At 47.2% G+C, this 21,968-nt stretch carries 19 protein-coding genes and 3 pseudogenes; 18 read left to right on the top strand and 4 right to left on the bottom strand.

Annotation, left to right across the window (positions count from 1 at the left end; translation table 11 throughout):
- The first annotated feature begins 83 nt into the window (after nt 1-83).
- The 3 genes and pseudogenes from HWY38_RS01195 to HWY38_RS01185 all read left to right on the top strand — a co-directional run bounded on the left by HWY38_RS01195 (nt 84) and on the right by HWY38_RS01185 (nt 2,138).
- Nucleotides 84-614 carry an SdpA family antimicrobial peptide system protein gene (locus tag HWY38_RS01195; protein ID WP_025285231.1) on the top strand — a complete coding sequence of 177 codons (531 nt, stop codon included), beginning with the start codon at nt 84-86 and terminating at the stop codon, nt 612-614.
- 32 nt (nt 615-646) lie between these two features.
- Nucleotides 647-1,463 (top strand): annotated as a pseudogene (locus HWY38_RS01190) (sporulation-delaying protein SdpB family protein); the annotation flags it as partial.
- 84 nt (nt 1,464-1,547) lie between these two features.
- Nucleotides 1,548-2,138 carry a sporulation delaying protein family toxin gene (locus tag HWY38_RS01185; protein ID WP_007410098.1) on the top strand — a complete coding sequence of 197 codons (591 nt, stop codon included), beginning with the start codon at nt 1,548-1,550 and terminating at the stop codon, nt 2,136-2,138.
- 33 nt (nt 2,139-2,171) lie between these two features.
- Here HWY38_RS01185 and HWY38_RS01180 read toward each other — a convergent pair whose 3' ends face one another.
- Nucleotides 2,172-3,098 (bottom strand): MerR family transcriptional regulator, encoded by a 927-nt coding sequence (locus tag HWY38_RS01180; RefSeq protein ID WP_224181104.1) that lies wholly within the window; start codon nt 3,096-3,098, stop codon nt 2,172-2,174.
- 196 nt (nt 3,099-3,294) lie between these two features.
- On the opposite strand from HWY38_RS01180, the gene HWY38_RS01175 reads away from it, so the two are divergent.
- The 5 genes from HWY38_RS01175 to HWY38_RS01155 all read left to right on the top strand — a co-directional run bounded on the left by HWY38_RS01175 (nt 3,295) and on the right by HWY38_RS01155 (nt 8,291).
- Nucleotides 3,295-4,281 carry an SIS domain-containing protein gene (locus tag HWY38_RS01175; RefSeq protein WP_224181103.1) on the top strand — a complete coding sequence of 329 codons (987 nt, stop codon included), beginning with the start codon at nt 3,295-3,297 and terminating at the stop codon, nt 4,279-4,281.
- 73 nt (nt 4,282-4,354) lie between these two features.
- The gene (locus tag HWY38_RS01170; protein WP_224181408.1) at nt 4,355-5,620 is read left to right on the top strand and encodes an ABC transporter substrate-binding protein; all 1,266 of its coding nucleotides are present in this window, start codon (nt 4,355-4,357) and stop codon (nt 5,618-5,620) included.
- A 24-nt stretch (nt 5,621-5,644) separates the two neighbouring features.
- On the top strand, nt 5,645-6,535 hold the full coding sequence (locus tag HWY38_RS01165; RefSeq protein ID WP_373681447.1) for a carbohydrate ABC transporter permease: 891 nt from the start codon (nt 5,645-5,647) through the stop codon (nt 6,533-6,535).
- Between the two features lie 3 nt (nt 6,536-6,538).
- Nucleotides 6,539-7,423, top strand: a complete 885-nt coding sequence (locus HWY38_RS01160; protein ID WP_003151895.1) for a carbohydrate ABC transporter permease — start codon at nt 6,539-6,541, stop codon at nt 7,421-7,423.
- A 13-nt stretch (nt 7,424-7,436) separates the two neighbouring features.
- Nucleotides 7,437-8,291, top strand: coding sequence for a PfkB family carbohydrate kinase (locus tag HWY38_RS01155; protein WP_032867112.1), 855 nt, complete (start codon nt 7,437-7,439; stop codon nt 8,289-8,291).
- A 24-nt stretch (nt 8,292-8,315) separates the two neighbouring features.
- Here HWY38_RS01155 and HWY38_RS01150 read toward each other — a convergent pair whose 3' ends face one another.
- Nucleotides 8,316-9,044, bottom strand: a complete 729-nt coding sequence (locus tag HWY38_RS01150) for a GntR family transcriptional regulator (protein ID WP_012118372.1) — start codon at nt 9,042-9,044, stop codon at nt 8,316-8,318.
- Nucleotides 9,045-9,199: 155 nt separating this feature from the next.
- Here HWY38_RS01150 and HWY38_RS01145 point away from each other — a divergent pair, with 155 nt between their 5' ends.
- Nucleotides 9,200-10,306, top strand: coding sequence for an ABC transporter ATP-binding protein (locus HWY38_RS01145; RefSeq protein ID WP_224181102.1), 1,107 nt, complete (start codon nt 9,200-9,202; stop codon nt 10,304-10,306).
- 49 nt (nt 10,307-10,355) lie between these two features.
- On the opposite strand, the gene HWY38_RS01140 is transcribed toward HWY38_RS01145, so the two are convergent.
- Nucleotides 10,356-11,225 carry an endonuclease I family protein gene (locus HWY38_RS01140; RefSeq protein ID WP_224181101.1) on the bottom strand — a complete coding sequence of 290 codons (870 nt, stop codon included), beginning with the start codon at nt 11,223-11,225 and terminating at the stop codon, nt 10,356-10,358.
- A 199-nt stretch (nt 11,226-11,424) separates the two neighbouring features.
- On the opposite strand from HWY38_RS01140, the gene allC reads away from it, so the two are divergent.
- The 8 genes and pseudogenes from allC to HWY38_RS01100 all read left to right on the top strand — a co-directional run.
- Nucleotides 11,425-12,666 carry an allantoate deiminase gene (gene allC / locus HWY38_RS01135; RefSeq protein ID WP_224181100.1) on the top strand — a complete coding sequence of 414 codons (1,242 nt, stop codon included), beginning with the start codon at nt 11,425-11,427 and terminating at the stop codon, nt 12,664-12,666.
- A gap of 60 nt (nt 12,667-12,726) precedes the next feature.
- On the top strand, nt 12,727-13,938 hold the full coding sequence (locus tag HWY38_RS01130) for a pyridoxal-phosphate-dependent aminotransferase family protein (RefSeq protein WP_263433248.1): 1,212 nt from the start codon (nt 12,727-12,729) through the stop codon (nt 13,936-13,938).
- Nucleotides 13,939-14,059: 121 nt separating this feature from the next.
- The gene (locus HWY38_RS01125) at nt 14,060-15,256 is read left to right on the top strand and encodes an MFS transporter (RefSeq protein ID WP_015418151.1); all 1,197 of its coding nucleotides are present in this window, start codon (nt 14,060-14,062) and stop codon (nt 15,254-15,256) included.
- 32 nt (nt 15,257-15,288) lie between these two features.
- Complete coding sequence (locus HWY38_RS01120) at nt 15,289-15,531, top strand: hypothetical protein (RefSeq protein ID WP_224181098.1); 243 nt, start codon at nt 15,289-15,291, stop codon at nt 15,529-15,531.
- Nucleotides 15,532-16,211: 680 nt separating this feature from the next.
- Nucleotides 16,212-16,481, top strand: a pseudogene (locus HWY38_RS01115) (hypothetical protein); the annotation flags it as partial.
- Nucleotides 16,436-17,182: a hypothetical protein gene (locus HWY38_RS01110; RefSeq protein ID WP_224181097.1), complete on the top strand. Its 747-nt coding sequence runs from the start codon at nt 16,436-16,438 to the stop codon at nt 17,180-17,182. The pseudogene HWY38_RS01115 and the gene HWY38_RS01110, both read left to right, overlap by 46 nt.
- A 408-nt stretch (nt 17,183-17,590) precedes the next feature.
- Entirely contained in the window at nt 17,591-18,193 is a 603-nt protein-coding gene (locus tag HWY38_RS01105) for a hypothetical protein (protein WP_059367889.1), read from the top strand.
- 32 nt (nt 18,194-18,225) lie between these two features.
- A pseudogene (locus HWY38_RS01100) lies at nt 18,226-18,660 on the top strand (XkdF-like putative serine protease domain-containing protein); the annotation flags it as partial.
- Nucleotides 18,661-18,799: 139 nt separating this feature from the next.
- Here HWY38_RS01100 and HWY38_RS01095 read toward each other — a convergent pair.
- Nucleotides 18,800-20,395 (bottom strand): PucR family transcriptional regulator, encoded by a 1,596-nt coding sequence (locus HWY38_RS01095; protein ID WP_224181096.1) that lies wholly within the window; start codon nt 20,393-20,395, stop codon nt 18,800-18,802.
- Between the two features lie 179 nt (nt 20,396-20,574).
- On the opposite strand from HWY38_RS01095, the gene HWY38_RS01090 reads away from it, so the two are divergent.
- Nucleotides 20,575-21,939 carry an allantoinase gene (locus HWY38_RS01090; protein ID WP_224181095.1) on the top strand — a complete coding sequence of 455 codons (1,365 nt, stop codon included), beginning with the start codon at nt 20,575-20,577 and terminating at the stop codon, nt 21,937-21,939.
- The last annotated feature ends 29 nt before the right edge of the window (nt 21,940-21,968 follow it).

The following is a 21,968-nucleotide window of genomic DNA, read 5'->3' as shown; positions in this document are numbered from 1 at the left end:
AAAAATCTAATTTATTAATATTTTACTTGTTGAATGGTGTATAATCATGTCAATGAAATTTCCATACGCTAGGAGGGTTTCAATTGACTGACAAGAAGCAAACCAGCATGTTTTCATTCTTTCTTTTTATCATGGCCGCCTGGATCATCGTTTTGTTTTTTACCATCATCGCGGCATTGCCAAGCTCCGCCATCCAATTAACCAAGCATCAATCCAAAACCGTTTCCATGATTTATCCGCAAAGCTGGGGATTTTTCAGTAAAGATCCGAGAGAAGACAGCTTGAACATCTATCTTCTTGATGCCGATGAGGAACTCAGATGGCCGAATAATTCTCTGAAAAATGTCATCGGTTTAAACCGCTACGGCCGGACGCAAGGGATAGAGCTCGGCCTTATGCTGGAAAAGCTGCCTTCCAAAGAGAAGTGGAACGACTTCACGACTGGCCAAGACATTAAGGATACCACATTTTTGAAAATGAAAAATGAGTCTCCCTCCCCAAGGCTGAAAGGGAAAATGATCATTACATATGAACGCATTACCCCATGGGCATGGAGCCAGCATACCGAAACGAAAAGAACCATCAAAAAATACATCGGAGTGGATGTCAATTGATTCAGGATGCAAAAAAGCAGCTCACCTTATGGATGATGAAGAATCCGCCTTGGACAAATGTGTACGGGCTTGCCAGAAGCTTAATCGCGCTCGGCACGCTGCTGACATTGCTGTTCAATCCGGCGTCTGTCTTCTTCAAAACGCAAAATCAAATGCTCAGCTTTTCCGACACGTTCAGCCTGTTTCTGCTGTTTCCCGATTTCCGTTACATTGAGATCGTCAAAGCCGTTTGTATCTGTATGTTAATCCTTGTCGTCATTGGCTGGCGGCCCCGCCTCACCGGTTTTTTTCACTGGTGGATTTCGTACAGCTTCCAAAACTCCGCCGTTACTCTTGACGGGGGAGATCAAGTGGCTGCCGTTTTTACGCTGCTGCTACTCCCGCTGACATTAACCGATCCGCGGAAATGGCACTGGTCTCCGTACGAGGCGTCTTTTGAGAAAAGACCGCTTGAGCCTTATTACCGCTCCTTATGCTGGGCGACACTGACAATCATCAGAATACAGGTCGCGATGCTGTACTTTAACTCTGTCATTGCCAAACTGATGGAAGAAGAGTGGCAGAACGGAACCGCTGTTTATTACTATTTGAACGATCCGATGCTGGGTCTGCCGGATGCGCTTCACGGTCTGTTTGACTTTATCCTGCAGTCCAAGCTTGTCATCATCCCGACGTGGGGCACGCTCATTGTGCAAACCATTATGTTCTGCGCTTTGTTCGCTCCGAAAACCTATTGGCGTTTGATATTGTTTATCTCCATTTTTATGCACGAAATCTTTGCCGTTATGCTGGGGCTTACCTCGTTTTCCATTACGGTGGCTGGTATTTTGGTCCTGTTTTTGGTGCCGGCAGAGAAAACAGTAGCTTTGAACCATTACAATCCCCTTTTTATCAGATACAATTTTCTCAATAAAAGGAAAAGGAGGAAATTATATGGTTAAAAGCAAGAAGTCCGCAGCTGCCATGATGCTGGTGTTTGTTTTAATGGTCGCATTAGTCGGCCCGCATGCCGCGGCGAAAACTGAGCCGTCGGTCTCTTATTCGGGTGAAGACATTTTTTCCGGCATCTTTTTCGGACAAGGTGAGGTCGCAAAGCTCCTTCCCGAAGTATGGGATACCAAGGCTGTCAAAAAGATTGATCAGGATGAATTAAAGCAAGTGTCCGATCAGGTGATTGCTGATATTAAAAAGTCATCGCCGGATTATTTTAAAGAGTTAAAAGCGGCGGTCTACAGTGGCGATTATGAAAAAGTGAACAGCGTCATTGATCAAGGTTCGCAGATTATGGCGAAAGTGCTGAAAGAAGAGTTTGACAAAAAGAGCATGGACAAAGGAAAATCAACGGCCATCGGCCAATGCGCAACGGCTGTATGGGTATTTTTAAACGCGGCGGCCGCCATTGAGACGATCGCTCTTGCGGTAGCGGCCATCATTTTGACAGTAGCAAGCGTTGACGAAGATTCCGACTTAGGAAAAGAGCAGCTCATCGCTAATGTCGTTGACCGCATTAACGCGCAGCACTGAGGCTGAAGAAAGAAAACGCTAAGGAGACGAACCTTAGCGTTTTTTTGATTGAAGCATCTGTTTTAAATATGCTTCTGAATCAAAGCCGAGTTCCTCGTCGGCTTCTTTTTTCAGTTCAAGCTGAAGTCGCACGTACGTGTCATATTTCGGGCTGAGCTTTTGAAGAAGATTGCTGAAAGGCGATCCCGCCTTCAGCGCGGGAAGATCAGAAGCTGATTCTCCGACCTTGATCAGGCTTTCTCGGTATTCTTCATCTGTCTGCACTCTTTTCACAAGCTGAATGATGATGTTTTTATGAGTATCCCAAGTGGCGGGGTCTCTCTCCAAAATACGCTCGATAAATTGATCATGCTGGACTTTATGCTGCTGGAGCTGAGCCGGATCTTCCTTGCCGACCAGCTGCATCATCGGGTGTGCAGCCGGAACTTCTTCCATATCATCTAATACTTTGATAAGCTCCGCCCATATCATTTTTTTCTCATCTGTATCAATAGAAAAGTCGAGGAACGGTTCAAACAGCGCGGCGATAAATTCTCCAAAATCTCCCGGGAACAGTTTTTTCAGCTGAAGTCCCATATATTTCGGTTCATCTATTTTGACCTCGCCGATATCATGCAGAATTGAATCGACATTTTCCGCATCTTCCACGCGCTTGATCAGCATTTCAGTCAGTTTCCGTTCCTGCTCAAGCTCTTCAATCTGCCGGCTGAGCTTTTGATGCTGCTGGCGCAGTATATCATGCAGACTGCTGCCCTCTAAGAGGAACGCTTTAATATCGCTTACAGACAGTGCCAGCATTCGGAGGGCGGCAATCATTTTCAGCGTATTCACGTTCTGAGCGGAATACTCACGGTATCCGTTATCAGGGTTTTTGCTGACGGTGATTAAACCTTCCTGCTCATAATATTTGATGGCTTTTTTCGTGAGTCCCGTCTGCCTGGCGGCTTCTTTTATATTCATTCTGAATCACTCCCTGTTTTTCATTCTAAACGTGTCTCTAAGGGTCAGGTCAAGAGAGGGCGGGAAATAAGAAGGTTTTATTTTATATTTTAGAAATTTCAGAAAATATGATTGACAACGCACCTTTGTTGCGATTAATATAACGTTATATAATGTTATATAACGTTATATAATAAAATACTGAGGAGTGAAGGATTTGAGTCAAACTGCCGCACAAGTGAATCACAAGGTTCAGGCTTTCTTGGATGATCTGAAAGGAAAAACGATTGATCACGTCTTTTTCGTCGCCTGCGGAGGTTCTTCAGCCATTATGTATCCGAGCAAGTACGTGTTTGACAGAGAGGCGAAAGCCATCAGCTCTGATCTCTACAGTTCAAATGAATTTATTCAGCGCAATCCGGTTCAGCTCGGAGAGAACTCTCTCGTGATTTTATGTTCTCAGTCAGGCAATACGCCGGAAACGGTGAAAGCCGCCGGTTTCGCCAGTAAAAAAGGCGCGCTTACAATTGCGATGACCTTTGAGCCTGATTCGCCGTTAGCGAAAGAAGCCGAATATGTCGCGGTGTATGACTGGGGTGAGAACGCACAGGCGATAAATACGAATTACGGAGTTCTGTATCAAATCGTGTTCGGCGCTTTACACGTGCTGGAAAACCATCCCGCGTTTGAACAGGCGATCGACGGACTCAATAAGCTCCAGACCGTATATGACAAAGCGCTTAAACAAGAAGCGGATCACGCAAAGGCATTCGCGAAAGCCCACGAAAAAGAAGATATCATTTACACGATGGCAAGCGGTGCGAACTACGGCGTCGCTTACTCCTACAGCATCTGCATTCTCATGGAAATGCAATGGATTCATTCCCACGCCATTCATGCCGGAGAATATTTTCACGGACCGTTCGAAATCATTGATGAATCCGTTCCATTTATTATCCTGCTCGGCTTAGACGAAACAAGACCCCTTGAAGAGCGGGCGCTTTCCTTCTCAAAAAGATACGGCAAAAAACTGACTGTGCTTGATGCGGCAGCATATGATTTTTCCGGAATTGACGATTCTGTAAAAGGCTACCTGGCTCCTCTCGTATTAAACCGGGTGCTCAGAAGCTATGCGGATGCGCTGGCGGAAGCAAGGAACCATCCGTTAAGCAAGCGGCGTTACATGTGGAAAGTCGAATATTAAGAACGCGCATTATATTTCACTGGACTATAATGATATATAACGTTATAGTCCGGTGACAAAGGAGGAAAAGCATCTGAAAAAGCTCATCTGCCTGTTCGTTCTGTTAGCTGTATGTCTGTCAGCCGCCGCCTGTTCAAGCCAAAGCAGTTCCTCTGACGGAAAAGTGACCCTGAAGTTTTTTCACAGGTGGCCGAAGGAGCCGGAAAAAAGCTATTTTGAAGAAGCGGTCAAAGAATTTGAAGCCGCTCATCCGGATATTCATATCCAAACGGAAGCGGTCTTAAACGATTCTTATAAAGACAAGGTGAAAGTCATGCTCGGAACAACGAGCCCCCCTGATATTTTCTTTTCATGGAGCGACCGGTTTGCTTATAAATTCATCAAAGGAAATAAAGCCCTCGATCTGTCGTCTTACTATCAGCAGGATAAAGATTGGTCCTCACAGCTTGTGCAGTCACAAATCAAACCCTTTACGCATGACGGAAAACAGTACGGTGTTCCGTGGCAAATGGACGCTAAATCATTCTTTTATAATAAGGACATTTTTAATGCATTACATTTGAAGCCCCCGGCGACATGGGATGAACTGATCACAGTCTCTGAGAAATTGAAAAAGAACGGATATATTCCGATCAGTTTCGGCACAAAAGCGCCTTGGACCATTTCTCATTATATCGGGACGCTGAACCAGCGTATGGTGGATGAAAAAACGCGGGCGAAGGATTACAGCCCGGAAACCGGGGAGTTTACGGACGAAGGCTATGTCAAAGCGCTTGAAAAGCTTCAGGAACTTCTGCCGTACTTTACAAAGCACGTGAACTCCGTTGATCACGAATACGTGCGCCAGCAGTTTACGAGCGGCAAAGCGGCGATGATTTATGCGGAAACGGCAGAAATTAAGCTCGTCGAACCGGTCAATCTGGGGTTGTTTCCTTTCCCGAAAATCAGCGGCGAAAAGGGATCTTCCCGTGCACTGACTGGATCTCCGGAAGGATTTATGATTTCCTCAAAAACGAAGCACCCGAAAGAAGCCATGGAATTTCTTCAGTTTTTAACCTCGAAAAAAATGGGAGAGAAGCTGATAAAAGACGTCGGTAAATACAGCGCGGTTCAAGGAACGGCGACAGAAAACAATTCCGCCCCGATCCAGCGCGAAGCCGTGCAGGATATCGTCCGCGCAGAAACAATGGTGCCGTGGTTTGATATGGATGTTGACGTTGAAATCGCCGATGTGTATGCGGCAGGCGTTCAGCAGATGCTCGGCGGCACAATGACACCGCGCGAGGTGATGAATTCCGTGCAGAAAGCGGCGCGTCAGGTCAAAGCGTCATCTGAATAGAACAGATTTCTTTGGAGAAAGGAGATGAGGATTTCCTTGGTCAGCCGAAACCGTTTCATTCCGTATCTGTTTCTCGCGCCCGCGCTGATTTTTCTACTGTTCGTTTACATTCCGATTATTGAGAATGTGTTTTTCAGTCTGTTTGAATGGAGCTCATTTCAACCCGAAAAGACGTTTATCGGTCTGAAAAATTATATTGACCTGTTTCACGATCCCGTGTTTTTTACAGCACTCCGCAACAATGTGCTGTATGCGGTCATATCGCTGATTTGCCAGGTTGGCGGCGGCTTAATTCTGGCGGCCGTGCTGGAGGACAAATTGTTAAGAAAATGGTCGCCTTTTTTCCGTACGGTCTTTTTTCTTCCGGTCGTCATTTCTATGACCGTCATTGCGCTGTTGTTTGATTTTATTTATAACCCGGAAATCGGGCTTTTGAATCAGCTGCTGGAAGCCGTCGGACTTGATGAACTGACCCGGGCGTGGCTGGGCGATGAAAACACCGCTATGCTGTCTGTCATTTTTGTGTCTCAATGGCAGTCTGTCGGTTACATCGCCATGCTGTACATTGTCTCGATTCAGAGCATTCCCGCTGAATTATATGAATCGGCGCAGTTGGACGGAGCCGGAAAAATCCAGCAGTTTTTTCACATTACGGTGCCGCAGACGAAAGAAATGTCGTTTGTTGCCGTGGTGATGACGCTGACCGGCGCATTTACCGTATTTAATGAACCGTATATTCTGACCGGCGGAGGGCCGGGCAATGCTTCAGAAGTGCTGAGCACATTTTTGTATAAGAGCGCTTTTACAAAGGATATGATGGGCTACGCTTCTGCGATCGCGACGGTGGTGCTTTTGCTGACGCTTGCTCTGTCGCTTATTCAGATGAAATTCTTTAAGACCGGAAAGGAGGAGTAGCCGATGCTTCCTGAAAAGACGGACTTGCGTCATGCCCGTCAGGCCGTCAGAACAGGCGGAAAACCGAGAAAATGGTATGTCGGGGAAACGTCTGTGTGGCTGTTTCTCTTTATCTACCTCATTGCCGTTGCATATCCGCTGTTATGGATGGCGGTCAGCGCCTTTAAAAGCTCGGATGAGATTTTTGAGCACAGCTGGTCGCTGCCCTCTGTCTGGCATCCCGAAAACTTCGTATCCGCATGGAACCAAGGGATTTCCGCTTATTTTATGAACAGCGTCATTGTGACCGTGCTGACTTGTCTCATCACCGTATTTGTGAGCGCCTGGGCGGCATACGGGCTGGCCCGTTTTCAATTTAAAGGAAAAGGGTTTGTGCTGATCATTTGTCTTGGCGGCTTGATGCTGACGCCACAGGTCAGTCTTGTGCCGCTGTACTCCATTATCCAGTCATTGGGACTGTACAATACGTATTGGGCATTGATTCTTCCGTACGCCGCCTACCGTATTCCGTTTACCGTGATTCTGATCCGTTCCTATTTTTTGTCGATTTCCAAAGAGCTTGAGGAAGCTGCCTATCTGGATGGATGTACAAGTTTCGGAATATTTTTCAGAATATTCTTACCTATGAGCGTGCCGATTCTGGTGACATCAGGCATTTTGACGGCTTACCATACATGGAATGAGTTTATGTTTGCGATTATTTTTATCGATGATGAAAATTTACGGACGATTCCGGCCGGGCTGATGCAGTTCAGAGATGCGTTGCAGACGGATTGGGGCGTGCTGCTGGCCGGGCTGACGATTTCTGCTGCTCCGATCATCGCGCTGTTTTTATTAATGCAGAGATATTTTATCCGCGGCATTGCAGCGGGAAGCGTGAAAGGATAAGGAGGATGAAAAGATGAAACTGATAGCGGCCGGAGATAATGTAGTAGATTATTATCAGGATCAGGAGACGTTTTACCCGGGCGGAAATGCGTTAAATGTAGCCGTGCTTGCCCGGCGCTTAGGCCACGAAACTTCTTATATCGGGATTCTCGGCAGTGATGAAGCGGCGGATCACGTATTGAATGTGCTGAAACTGGAAAAGGTGAATGCCGATCTGATCCGCCGGGCATACGGAGAAAACGGGATGGCGGTCGTCACGCTTGATGAAAGAGGGGACAGGATATTTGCCGGATCAAATAAAGGCGGCGTGCAATCGCGTCTGACGCTCGCTTTTCAGGAGAATGACATCTCATTTATCGCAGGACATGATCTGCTGCATACGAGCGTATACAGCAGGATAGAACGTGACCTCCCGATGCTGAGCGGCCATGTGCCGATTTCCTTTGACTTCTCTGTAAAACGTGACGAAGCCTATTTAGAAGCGGTCTGCCCCTACGTGACGTATGCGTTTTTTTCCGGGAGTGATTTGAGTGAAAGTGAATGTATGCGGCTTGCCGAAAAAGCCCGCGGTTTCGGAGCGAAAATCGTTTGTCTGACAAGGGGAGAATATGGCGCGGTGTTATCGGATGGGGAACGCGTCTATCATCAGCCGGTGGTAAGAGCTGATATAATAGATACATTGGGCGCGGGTGATTCTTTTATCGCCGGGTTTCTTACCGATTTCTTCGAGCATCAGGATATTCGGCGAGCGCTTACTGCGGCCGCCGGGACGGCTGCCAAAACATGCGGAGGGTTCGGAGCGTTCGGTTACGGGCATCCCTACAGGCCGGGCGGCGGGAAAAGCAGTGAAAAAACGAGAATACGATAAGCATTGTCTCGTTTTTTATACTTGTTACGCATAGGGACTGTTAATGGTAAACGTGACGCGGTCGGTATGCATTAAAAACAGCGAGCTGTATATCGGCTGGTCTTTTGACATAAAAGCGGTTTTGTCAATTTCAAAAAGCGCATCCCCGATATCACAAGCCAGATAGCGGCTTTCTTCCTGCTTGGCGTATACGACATTTAACAGCTTCGTATTATGGGTGGGCACCACCTGATAGTGCTGTTTCAAAATGTCATGCATCGACACGCCGCCTTTAATATGCTTGCCGATGTCGGGAAATAAACTGAGCGGATAGTGGGCGATTTCGAATGAGAGCGGCTGGTCGTCGTGAAATAAAATGCGTTTTAATTCAAGAACGGGACTTTCGGAAGCGACGCGAAGTTTTTGGGCGATGGATTTAGGCGCTTCAATGATTTCATGGGAAAGGATCTGGTGTTTCGGTTTTTTCCCCGTTGATTCCATAAATTCAGAGTAGCCGTTGACCGCGATGAGCTCCCGCTTCAGTTTAGGGCTTTTAACGAAAGTTCCCTTTCCCTGCTGCCGGACGAGCCAGCCTTCTTCCACAAGATCAAGGATGGCCTTCCTGACCGTTATGCGGCTGACGTTGTACGTTTCGCACAGCTCATTTTCAGTCGGCAGTTTTACGGACGGCGAATAAACGCCCTTCTTGATATCGTCCGCGATAATTTGTTTCAGCTGAATATATAAAGGTTTCGAGCTCCCGTTATTTAACAATGGGACGGACCTCCTTTGTCAAGTAGTAGTACTATTATATGTATTATGACGTTATAATACAAATTTGCTTTTCATTTATGAATCTGTCAGAAACCCCGAACATTTTTAACATAACAGAAAGATGTGGCGGTTTCCAGTATTGGAGGAGGTTTCGAATGGCATCATTAACATTTGACCATATCAAAAAAACATACGGCGCCCAATCGGCGGCAGTGAAGGATTTTCACTTAGATGTAAAAGATGAGGAGCTGCTGGTGCTAGTCGGTCCCTCCGGCTGCGGCAAATCTACGACACTCAGAATGATTGCCGGACTGGAGAGCATTTCTGAGGGGAAGCTTTATATCGATGGAGACGCGGTAAACGATCTGCCCCCGAAGGATCGTGATATCGCGATGGTTTTTCAGAATTACGCGCTGTATCCCCACATGACGGTGTTTGACAATATGGCGTTCGGTTTGAAGCTCAAAAAGCTGCCGAAAAAAGAAATCGCGGAGCGAGTCCGGACGGCCGCTGATATTTTGGAAATCGGGCATCTGCTCAAGCGGAAACCGAAGGCTCTTTCAGGCGGACAGCGGCAGCGGGTTGCGCTCGGCCGGTCGATCGTGCGGGAGCCGAAAGTGTTTCTGATGGACGAGCCGCTTTCCAACTTAGATGCGAAATTGCGAGTGACGATGCGCGCCGAAATCAGCAAACTCCATCAGCGTTTGAAAGCGACCATCGTTTATGTGACGCATGATCAGACGGAAGCGATGACAATGGGCGACCGGATTGTCGTGATGAATGAAGGAGATATTCAGCAGGCCGCAAGCCCCCATGAGATTTATCATCATCCGGCGAATATGTTTGTGGCGGGTTTTATCGGTTCTCCGAGTATGAATTTTATAAAAGGCGTCATTGAAGAAAGTCACGAGCAATGGTATTTTGCCGGTTCGTCCGTTCGTCTGCCCATTCCGAAAGAAAAAGCGGCCGTTCTTGTGCAGAAAGGATACAGCGGTAAGGAGATGATTGCGGGGCTGCGTCCGGAGCATTTGACGCTTGCCGGACAATCAGAGCACCCGCCTGAAGCGGCGTGCCGCGCTGTGGCGGAAGTATGTGAGAACTTAGGCGCGGAGATGTACGTTCATGCGGTGAGCGGAGATGACCGCATGACGATCCGTCTTGACGGCGCCTCACAGGTGAAACCCGGCGATGCCATTCTGCTTGCGGTCAATATGAACCGGGCCGTCTTTTTTGATGCCGACACTGAAAACGCCGTATATTGAAAAAGGGAGCCTGATGATCGGGGCTCCCTTATCACTTTTTATGATACGATTACCAGATTTCGTCCGCCCATTCCGGATGGTCGATAAACGGATTGCGGTTATGCTGATAGTCTTCGTAAATGATTTCGTTCCGCCGTTTTTCCTTACTGTCGACGGGGTCTTGTTGATTCCATTTGAGCAAAACGGACAGTTTTCCCATGTAAGGAGCTGAGCCGTTTCCGGTTTTATCATTCAGCTCAAGGTCGGGATACCCGTCGTCTCCTTCATAACGCACCGCCATGTAAAACAGCATGCGGGCGACGTCTCCTTTAACCTCATCGTGCGGCTCCCAGGAATCACCGTCGTAATAATTGCCCGGCGCTTTCGGGTATTCTGAGCCGCCGTTATCAAAATCCATATTTCCTCTGGCACTGTTCACCTGGACGTCTGCAGGGCGCAGATGATGAATGTCCGTCCCGGGGCCGGCAGCTGTTCCGAAGTTTCCGTGTGACTTTGCCCACACGTGTTCGCGGTTCCAGTCCCCGACGCTGCCGCCGTTTTTACTTTTGGCCCGTGATTCCTGGGTGTAGAGCAAGATGACATTGTTCGGATTTGCCGGATCTTCGTCAGTTTCCTTCAATGCATTCCATACTTGGCTGTAAGACAGCTTTGTATGTCCGCTGATGATGCGGTGCAGGGCGCTCTTTAAGGCTGTTCCGCTTTTTCCGGAAGCTTCTTTGTAATATGTGTCCGTATCCGCAGACGGAGTGATGACAGCTGAGGCAGTTTGCGGAAAAAGAGTTGTGCCGCCGGCAGTTGAAACCGCCATCCGGCTGTACAGATTCGTGTCAGCCGGCGCGCCCGCAGAGGCTGACGGCGCGGCCCATCCAAAAATGAAAAACAGGCAGACAATCGGCAGAAACCAAAGTTTTTTTGTCATGAATTGCCCTCCTTTACCTCTATTATCCAAAAAATAAATCTAATATTCTATCTTTTTTGAAAAATAGTTCCTTCGGCTTATTGGTCAAAGTATCCGGAAAATCATTGATTTTTTGGAAGATATGATAATGAACTCGTTATGCGCTCCTTCTATAATGAAGATCATCTTGTCAGTTTTTCAGTTTAAAAGGAGGGCGTGTATGGAACATCAGCAGCTTTCGGCGGCGAATATCGGGATTTCCGATGACATACAATGGCTGTCTCAATTCGGCGCTTCCGCTTCCGGCGGAGTGACGAGGCTTTTATATACGAAAGAATGGATGGACGCCCAGTTTGCCGTCAAAAAGAAAATGGAGGCGTTCGGGCTGGAAACGGCATTTGACGATGTCGGTAACGTGTTCGGCCGGCTGAACGGCACAGAATCGCCTGATGAGGTGATTCTGACCGGGTCGCATATTGACACCGTTATTGACGGCGGAAAATATGACGGTGCGTTCGGCGTGCTGGCGGGCATGCTGGCGATCCGGCACTTGCATGAGACGTGCGGGCGTCCGAAAAAAACGCTGGAGGCTGTGTCGCTCTGTGAAGAGGAAGGGAGCCGTTTTCCCATCACCTATTGGGGCTCAGGCAATATCACCGGTGCTTTCTCGCTTTCAGATGCGGAAACGCCGACAGACGCGTCCGGCATTTCTCTGAGAGAAGCCATGCGGCAGAACGGCTTCGGTGCAGGCCGTTATCCAGCGCCGCTGCGCACTGATATTAGTGCCTTTCTGGAAATTCATATTGAACAGGGGCAAACGCTTGAACGATCAGGAAAGGATATCGGGATTGTCACCGAGATTGCCGGACAGAGACGCTATACCGTTACGCTTGACGGTGAATGCAACCATGCCGGCACCACTTCAATGAAATGGCGGAAAGACCCGCTCGCAGCGGGAAGCAGCATCATCCACGAACTGATGCTTTCAGCGGAAAGGCAGCCGGAAGAGCTCCGTCTGACGTGCGGGAAAATGACGGTTGAACCGAATATGGCGAATGTCATTCCGGGCCGTATCCAGTTTTCCGTTGATATTCGCCACCGGCAGGAAGACGTGCTGGCAGCCTTCCATCAGAAACTGGTATCGATTGTTGAATACATCAGCCGCGGCAAAGGAGTCAGACCCTTTATTGATGAATATATGAGGATAGAGCCGGTTCAAATGGATCAGACACTGACACGAACCGCAGCAGAGGCTGCAAAAGAGCAGGGGGCGGACCCGGAGGAAATTGTAAGCGGAGCGGGACATGACGCCCAGATGCTCGGCAGAACCTTTCCGGCCTGCATGCTGTTTGTGCCGAGCCGTGGCGGGATCAGCCACTCGCCGCTTGAATTCACACCCGCACATCAGCTTGAAACCGGCGTCCTTACGCTGGCGAATGTATTACATAAACTTGCCTATTAACGTAAAGGGGGAATCGGCGTGCCGACCAGAAAAGAATTGTGCATTCCGCAAAGAACGATTATGACACCGGGACCGACAGAAGCTGAACCGAGGGTGCTGAGGGCGATGGGCGCTCCGATCATCGGCCAGTTTGACCCGGCATTTACCGGCATTATGAACGAAACGATGCAAATGCTCCGTGAATTGTTTCAAACGGAAAACCGCTGGGCCTATCCGATTGACGGCACATCAAGAGCGGGGATTGAGGCTGTTCTCGCAAGTGTGATAGAACCGGGCGACAGCGTGCTCGTTCCGATATACGGACGCTTCGGATACCTGCTGACTGAAATCGCCGAGCGATACGGAGCGGACGTTCATACGATCGAGTGTGAATGGGGAACGGTCTTCCGGCCTGAAGAGGTTATCAGCGAGATGAAAAAGATTTCCCCGAAAATCGTCGCTATGGTGCACGGAGAAACATCAACGGGACGGATTCACCCGCTGCAAGAAATCGGGGAAGCGTGCCGCGCCCAAGACGCACTCTTTATCGTGGATGCCGTGGCCACGATCGGAGGCTGCGCCGTAAAAACGGATGAGTGGAAGATTGACGCAGTCATCGGGGGAACGCAAAAATGCCTATCGGTCCCTTCCGGAATGGCGCCGATTACTTATAATGACAGGACGGCCGCTGTCATTGCCGCGCGTAAAAAGGTAGAACGGGGCATTGCGACGGCGGCTGACGGTAACATGCTGTCCGGTCATGGCCCGGTTACGAGCAACTATTTTGATCTGAGCCAGCTCGAAGATTATTGGAGTGAAAGAAGGCTGAATCACCATACAGAAGCGACAACAATGCTTTATGCGCTGCGGGAGGGTGTGCGCCTTGTCCTGGAAGAAGGACTTGAAGAACGGTTCCGCAGACATCGGCGTCACGAAAAAGCGCTTACGGCGGGACTTGCAGCGATGGGCCTTGATTTATTCGGCGATCCGGAGGCGAAGCTGCCTGTCGTCACATGTGTGCAGATTCCGCCGGAAGCAGACGGCGAATCGATCAGAAGGATGCTTTTGTCTCAATTCGGAATTGAAATCGCCAGCTCGTTCGGTCCGCTGCAGGGGAAAATTTGGCGAATCGGAACGATGGGCTACAGCTGCAGAAAGGAAAATGTGCTGTTTGTGCTGGCCGGACTTGAAGCGGTTCTGATCAGACACGGAGTTGCCGTTAAAGCCGGGGAAGCGCTGCAGGCGGCCCTTAACATATATGATCTGCCGGCTGAAACCGGTGTGCTGTCATGAGACTTGAAAACGAGATTGAAATCATCTGGACTTTTTTCCCTTTTGCCCGTTATACTGAATGGTATAAAAAATGACAAATATGGAATGATCATCTGTTTGTCTGGGGAGAAGGTAAGAAATCATGGCGTACATAGGCCGATTGTCAATTTTAATGCTGAATATGTTTATTGCGATGCTTGGAATCGGATTGATTATTCCGATTATGCCCACCTATATTACCGAATTCGGCGCGACGGGGAGCACGATGGGTCTGCTTGTTGCGGCGGCGGGGCTTACACAGCTTTTATTTGCGCCTATTGCCGGGGAAATAACCGACAAATACGGAAGGCGGAAACTGATTATTTTCGGCATCGCCGCCTTTGCCGTGTCACAATTGATCTTCGCCTTTGCCGGAAGCCTGTGGCAATTGTTCGCATCCCGCCTTTTGGGCGGAATGGGCGCGGCGTTTTTAATGCCGTCAATGTTCGCTTACATTGCGGATATTACGACCGAAGAAGAACGCGGGAAAGGAATGGGGCTGTTCAGCGCGGCGATGACGCTCGGTGTTGTCATCGGGCCCGGTGTCGGAGGCTATTTGGTTCATTACGGCATGTCTGTGCCGTTCATCGTGTCTGCAAGTCTTGCCTGCTTTTCAAGTGTGCTTTCATTTTTCTTTCTGCCCGAAACGCTGGGACGTGAAAAGCAGCTGGAAGCCCGGGCAAAAACGGAAAAACGTGAGCATCTGTTTAAGCAAATGTCACGCGCGCTCAAATCGCCGTTCGCGTTTATGCTGATTCTGGTTTTTGTGCTGAACTTCGGAATTATGAACTTTGAATCCGTTTTCGGCCTTTACGTTGACCATAAACACGGATTTAAAGCGTCTGATATTGCCTTTATTATTACGGCTGCGGGTCTCATCGGCGTGTTTGTGCAGGCGGTCGGCGTCAGTTATCTCGTCCGCAAGTTCGGGGAAAAACGCGTCATTAACGTGACGTTGATCGGGGCTGCTGCAGGACTTGTGTGGTGCCGGTTTGCGGGTTCATATTGGGCCGTTTTTGCCGCGGCAATCTTTTTCCTGACGCTGACATCGCTGCTCCGGCCGGCCGTTAACACGATGCTGTCGAAGCTCGCCGGTGACCAGCAGGGGTTTGCCGGAGGGATGAACACCTCATTCATCAGCTTAGCGAATATCGCCGGACCGTCAGCCGCCGGTTTTCTCTTTGACGTAAATATGGAATTTCCGTATATGCTGGGAGCTGCCATTCTCGCCATCAGTTTTCTGGCCGCGCTTGGCTGGGGCAAAAAGACACAAACCCGGCCGTTCACGCAGCAAGGATAAGAATCAAAAGCCTCCGGGGATCCGGAGGCTTTTTGCTGATTGTCGTTTATTCTTTAGCTGTCTGCATCTCTGCAATTGCAGAGATGCGCATAGAGGGAAAATCATATCGAACCAGTTGTTCCGTATGCTCAAGCATGGCGCGAATGGAAACCGGAACAGGTGTAGATAAAGTAAAACCAGTTTTATCGCTTGACGAGTCTGACGAATTTGATCTGCCGGAAGTTGATCAAAAAAGAAGGCATTCAGGCGGGAATAACATAGATCGGCGTAAATGAAGAAAGGGAAAAAGCAGCGGTGTTGGTATTTGCTGTTTCGTATGCAGAGTGAGAACAGTCTGCCTAAACGGGTCATTGGGATAATAAGAACCGTTCACCGGGTGTAGGGGTTGATTGGTGACAACAAGGAGAGGTTAGCTTATAAAACCTCTCACGGAAGATGTTGTGATGGCTCCCCTGCACGGATTTTGCAGGCTAAAACCCGCAATTAGGCCAACACACAATTATGCAAGAGACAATCATCTAAAAAGGGTGTCGGTAAGTACAATATGGTGTACGGAAAAGGAGTTGAAAATGTTGTATTATTACCCGTCATTCCATTTGTATCAGCGGCAAGAATTTAATTATTATCCATGGGCCTATCAATTGACTCATTCAGGGAGCTCCCCCTATGTTTCCGCGCGCCCTCCTTTTTATAATTCTCCATGTTACAGAGAGTGCATAAGAAGCGGAGCGGATAGTTATTTCTGCTGCTATATCTGCGGTTTCTGTTAAAAAGAAAGACTTATAGAAGTAAGTGATTTTTCCAGGATGACAGTGAGACCATCATCCAGACAGCCATTAGCCAACACACGAAGCTTCATTACGATTCACGGAGGGGAACCGTCCCCTTCTATTTCGGAAATTTTATAAAATCCCCTTGCATGGCCTGTCAGAAGCGGTATTTGGTCTAGACGTGTTCGACTGTTGGTGTTGACGAAGAATTCAAGATACCAGGAAGCAGCGAAACCTGTATGTATCAGCGAGACACAAAGCTTTCCGCCGCTGAGCGGGTTAATTGTAGCTGGGTGCTATCGCATGAGGTAGATAATGAAATTCTCGGCCTAACTAAAGAAATAAAAGAGCAGATTAGGTATTGGAAAAATCCAGATAAATGTTATATTTTTGATATAAGGAGGGAAATATGGACCAATTTATATCAACAATTATATTCACGATTCCTGGTTTAATTTGTTACTATTGGTTACAGCTGTTTGGGTTGACTCCAAATCAAAAGCACAATCCTTTTGAAATGTTAGGTATAAGTGTGTTGTTATGGATTCCTGTCTCAGGATTGAGTCTGATCACATACAATATATTAGTTCTTATAATGAATAGCTTATTAAACTATTATTCGACTAAGACTAACGGAATAACTGAACACTTTAAAGGTGATTATATAGGTGATCTAACAACCCTGAATAGTCACTTAACCAGCTTTTCATTTATAGCAGTATTTTTTGTATTCAGCCTTATCTTTAGTTACTGTGTAGCAAGAATTTATACTAAACTATATTTAAAATTGGTTATAGGAGCTGTTAATAAGGTTCGTAGAAAAAGAGGCTTAAACGGGCTTTCCAAATACCAAACAGTTTGGGAAGAAATTTTTGTGTCACAGGGGCAGAATGTAGTTGAACTTTCTAAGATTGACAATGAGGATAAAAAAATAATTGGAGATATAGAAAAAGTGTCCAGGCCGCTAGAGCCTGAACGAAACTTTGTTTTACGAGATATAACTTATTTTACCGAACTCGTAAAAAAGTACAATTTAAAAATTGAAAAGAGTTATATAGATGTTAAGGCAGGTATAAAAATAGGCGTTTTTAAAAAATCTGAAATTAAAAAAGCACAAATTATTGATAATGAATCAGATAACCCTATTGAGGATTGAATTATTTGCCTTTTCGTATTCTTGAGGATGGAACATCTACAGAAAACCGGTCTCTTTTTTCAACTTTCGGAACTGGTACCTCACTTGTAGGTCGAGGTCTAGGTACTCGGGATGGTGTAGAGTCTACTGAATTATTTTTCCGTGAATAATCAGAACCTTTGTTAGTATTACTCATTAATTTTATCACCTCCTTTTCTGATTAGACCAAAAATTAGATAAATCTGTCAAGATCAAGGCGTGAGACACAATAATGTGTCTCTTTTTATATTTTGAAAGGGGGTGAACAATATGCCAAGAGGTCAACAAGCTTGTCAGCTGATGAAAAAGAAGAGATTCGAAGAGAAGCCTTAGCAAACATGGAATAAAATAGTATAATAACCTCATTACTTTTGGGAATGAGGTTATTATATGAATTGGTTGGAATTTTTCTCGTCCATATTAAACTCTTGGTCAGTTGCAATAGTAATTGTTGTGGCTATACTGAAAAAACCAATTAGTAGTTTAATCAATAGAATTGGCAATCTCACAAATCTGAAATATAAAGATTTAGATTTAAGCTTTGGAGATAAGGTTAGTGAGATAAAATCTGAACTAGAATTTGGTAAAGTAATTGAGCAAACAGAGAAAAAGGATGAGGTAGGTCAAGAAAAGCAATTATTCATTGATGAAGTTATGCGTTTAGCTAAGGTTTCACCACAAGAGGCAATTTATAAAATGTGGCTGGAACTTGAAAAAGAGCTTAGATATATGTTGGTGAGAGTTAATGCTCCTAATATAGGTGCAGCAGAAGAAATTGTGATATTTCTTCAGCAAGAGAATTATATTTCAACTAGAACAGGAAACATCATATTTTCATTACTGAATTTGAGAAATGCAGTTGCCAGGGACTATCCAGAAGCAAAGGATATTAAATACAGTGACGCAGTTGAATATTTTAAAATAATTGAAGAACTAATAGCTCAATTTAAAGAAATTTCAAGTGAATATTATGCTTATACCCCTTCTGTTTGATAGGGGTTTTTATTTTGAAAGGAGGTGAACACATGCGAAGAGAATTGATAAACGCAAAAATCACACATGTTTCTTATGTAGACAAGGCTGCTCATCAAAAGCAGCTTCTTTTTTATGAAATCAAAAAAGCAGCCTGACTTTCACAAGGAAGTAAAGATCCTTGCGAAAGAAGCAGACGCACAAAAACTTGTTTACGGTATCGTTTATGAGCCGGACACAGTGGATGCTCACAAGGATTTCATGACATCTGCAGAAATTGAGAAGGCCGCTCACGGCTTCCTGAAAGATGCCCGTGAAATTGATAAGCAGCATGACTTTCAAGGCGGTGTCGGTGAAGTTGTTGAATCTTATGTCGCCCCTGCTGATTTTGAAATGAACGGTGAAACCATCATAAAGGATACTAGGTGCTTGTGGCAAAGGCTTCCGAGGCAGTTTGGGATGAAATTAAAAAGGGCGAGATTACCGGTTGCATCCTGAATATCGAAAAAGCCTGATGACATCACTGGAAGCAGATTTTGATGGCAGCATTTTTTGAGGATTTAGCTGAATGAATCCCCCTTAAATAGGATGCGGGAGAACACCCGCATCCCTATCTCTAACGATTTCTTAAACGATCAGCCGCTGCATTCTCAGCGCGAGCCGCAGGCGCATCGTCGTCTCCGGATCTTTTAAGCTTTTGCCGAGCAGTTCCTCGCATTTTTCTAAACGATAGATCACCGTATTTCGATGGACGTACAGGCGCTTAGCCGTTTCTGAAATCTGGCAGTGGGTCTCCAGGTAAACAGACAGCGTATGAAGCAGGCTCTGGTCCTCCTTTTGCCGGTCGGCCAGGCTTTGGAGGGTGGCTTCGTAAAACTTCTTCACATCTTCCGCGGGAAGCAGGCGGAGCAGCTCCGGCACGTCTTTGGCATGATAGATTTGAATAAACTCCGCGCTTCTGGACAAGTGCCCGGATGAAATGGCGTCTGAAGCTTCAGTAAAAGCGTCAGGGACGTCGATCAGCTTTTGGCATATGTTTGAGATGCCGAAGGAGACAGTCCGTTTAAACTGCGTCCGGACCTGCTTTTGAAACTGCTCCAAAAAGCTGATGACAGACGCGTGCATTTCATTCCAGCTGTCTGTCGCTTCAATTAAAAGAATACCGACATTTCCTTTAATAAAGAGATGAGGGGGAAACGGAAAGGATGACAGCTCCCCTTCAAGCAGATCAAATACATGATCGGAAACGAGCTGATTTTCGGTAAAGCTGATTGTTTTCTCATTTCGGTCAAGCTTTCCGCAAATGCACATGTATTTCTGATCCCAGCGGAGCCGGAATTCCTTGGCGCGGCTTTTGATTTCTTCATGGCCGGTAAACGAGCGGTCGATGAAATTGCTGAAAAATTCATTGCGCGCCCGTCTGCCGAATTGTTTGACGGCATTTTCTTTCAGCAGTTCAAAGGAAATGACGTTGGCCGCCTGTTCAATTGTCAAAATCATGCCTTTATCAGCGGTCTGCACCAGCTCCGGAATCACCAGATAACCGCAGTTTTTTTCAACATTCAGAATCGGCAGGACAGAATACGCCTTTCTGTCGGACAGCATGGAAAAGCAGGTGAAATAAGGCCCGGAAAGGGAATAACAGATGTTTTTCAATACAGACGTGTCAATGGGTATGCGGTGGGACGATGATAAGAGTTTTGTATGCTGATCCAAAAGCAGCACGGGAAGCCGGAGAATGTCTGAGAGTTTCTTAAGCAGGGATTGCAGTCCCTTGCCGCTCATGATGTGGTTTGTGAATTTTTTATGGGCGTAAATGGCCTGCTGCAGCTCATTTGAACGCATATCAAGAATATGGCTCAGAGTGGCGTTGACGATATCTCCGAGCCTGATGTCTTCCGGCAGCTCAATAATCGGAAATTCATACCGGTCGGCAAGCTCCGCGGCATCTTTCGGAATGACATTAAGATAACGTTTCGTTTTGATCCCCAGTCCCGCGCAGCCCCGTTTTGCCATGAGGCGGATCAAATCTTTCAACAGCTGCGGGCGGTCCTTCAAGTGGTAAGCCGTCGTGACGAGCAATTCGTTTTTATGTAAAAAATCAGCGATGTCCGGCGCATCCATCATGTTGACGTGCTGCACCTCCCTCCAGCCGCCGGATCTGCCTGCGATTATTGCGGCCCGCTCATAAGCGGGAATCTTCATCACATCATAAATGTTCATCAGTCAATCTCCTTTCAGGTTCTAAAGACAACCATTGGTTAATATGAATAAAAATCATCAAAAATTATAGCGGTTTTGCTGATGTATTACGATCATAGTAGCAGTAAACTGACAATCATAGACGCATGTTGTGATAAAAACTGACAGAAAATCGTCATCCTTACAGGGAGGAAGATAAAATGGCCTATGACGTAATTGTAAAGGGTGCGAAAGCTGTGCGAAAAGGCGGAACAGAGCAGGCCGATATCGCCGTCAAGGACGGGAAAATTGCCTTGATCGGGCCCGGCATTGACGAAAACGCGGAACAAGTGGTGCAGGCTGACGGCATGTATGTGTTTCCGGGCGCGGTCGATTGTCACGTGCATTTCAATGAACCCGGCCGCGAAGAATGGGAAGGCATTGAAACCGGCTCAAATATGCTGGCTGCCGGCGGCTGTACGTCTTATTTTGATATGCCGCTTAACTGCATCCCTTCGACGGTAACTGCTGAAAACCTGCTGGCAAAGGCGGAAATCGCCAAACGGAAGTCAGCGGTTGATTTTGCGCTTTGGGGCGGTTTGATGCCCGGATATACCGAACATATCCGGCCGATGGCAGAAGCGGGGGCAATCGGGTTTAAAGCGTTTCTGTCTAAATCGGGAACGGATGAATTTCAATCAGCCGATGAACGGACTCTTTTAAAGGGAATGAAGGAAATCGCGGCGTGCGGCAAGATTTTGGCCCTGCACGCAGAAAGCGACGCCCTCACACGATTCCTTGAAGCCGAGTACGCGCTCCAAGGGAAAATTGATGCACGCGCTTACGCTTCCTCCCGTCCGGAAGAAGCCGAATGCGAGGCTGTGCAGCGGGCGATTGAATATGCGAGAGCGACGGGATGCGCGCTTCATTTTGTACATATCAGCACGAAACGGGCCGTGCTCTCTATTCAGCAGGCGAAAAAAGACGGGTTGGATGTCACCGTTGAAACGTGTCCGCACTACTTATTATTCAGCTTTGAAGACTTCCTCAAAAAAGGGGCGGCCGCCAAATGCGCTCCGCCGCTCCGCTCAGAGGCTGATAAAGAGGAATTGATCGGAGTTTTGGCTGAGGGCCTGATTGATATGGTGTCTTCGGATCATTCTCCCTGTCATCCGTCTTTGAAACGCGAGGATAATATGTTTCTGTCGTGGGGCGGGATCAGCGGAGGCCAATTTACGCTTCTCGGCATGATTCAATTAGCGATCGATCATGGGATTCCGTTTGAACATGTGGCCCGATGGACGGCCGAAGCACCTGCCGAGCGCTTCGGTTTAACGAATAAAGGACGGCTTGAAGAAGGATTTGACGCTGATTTTGCCATTGTCCGGCCGGAACCTTTTACCGTCACAAAAGAAACGATGTTTTCCAAACATAAGCAAAGCCTGTATGAAGGCCGCACCTTTCCATACCGAATTGCTGCGACCTACAGCAAGGGGCGCTGTGTGTATCAGGATGGCGTGGGTAAGCAGAGCGGGGCTTTCGGAACATTCCTGAAGCCTTCTGAAATAAAAGAGCCGATTCTCTGAGGAGAATCGGCTTTTTTTGTCGTTTGGAA

Source organism: Bacillus sp. KS1 (genome assembly GCF_020075515.1).
Taxonomy (GTDB): Bacteria; Bacillota; Bacilli; order Bacillales; family Bacillaceae; genus Bacillus; species Bacillus velezensis.
This window is presented reverse-complemented; position numbering and strand designations above follow the sequence as displayed.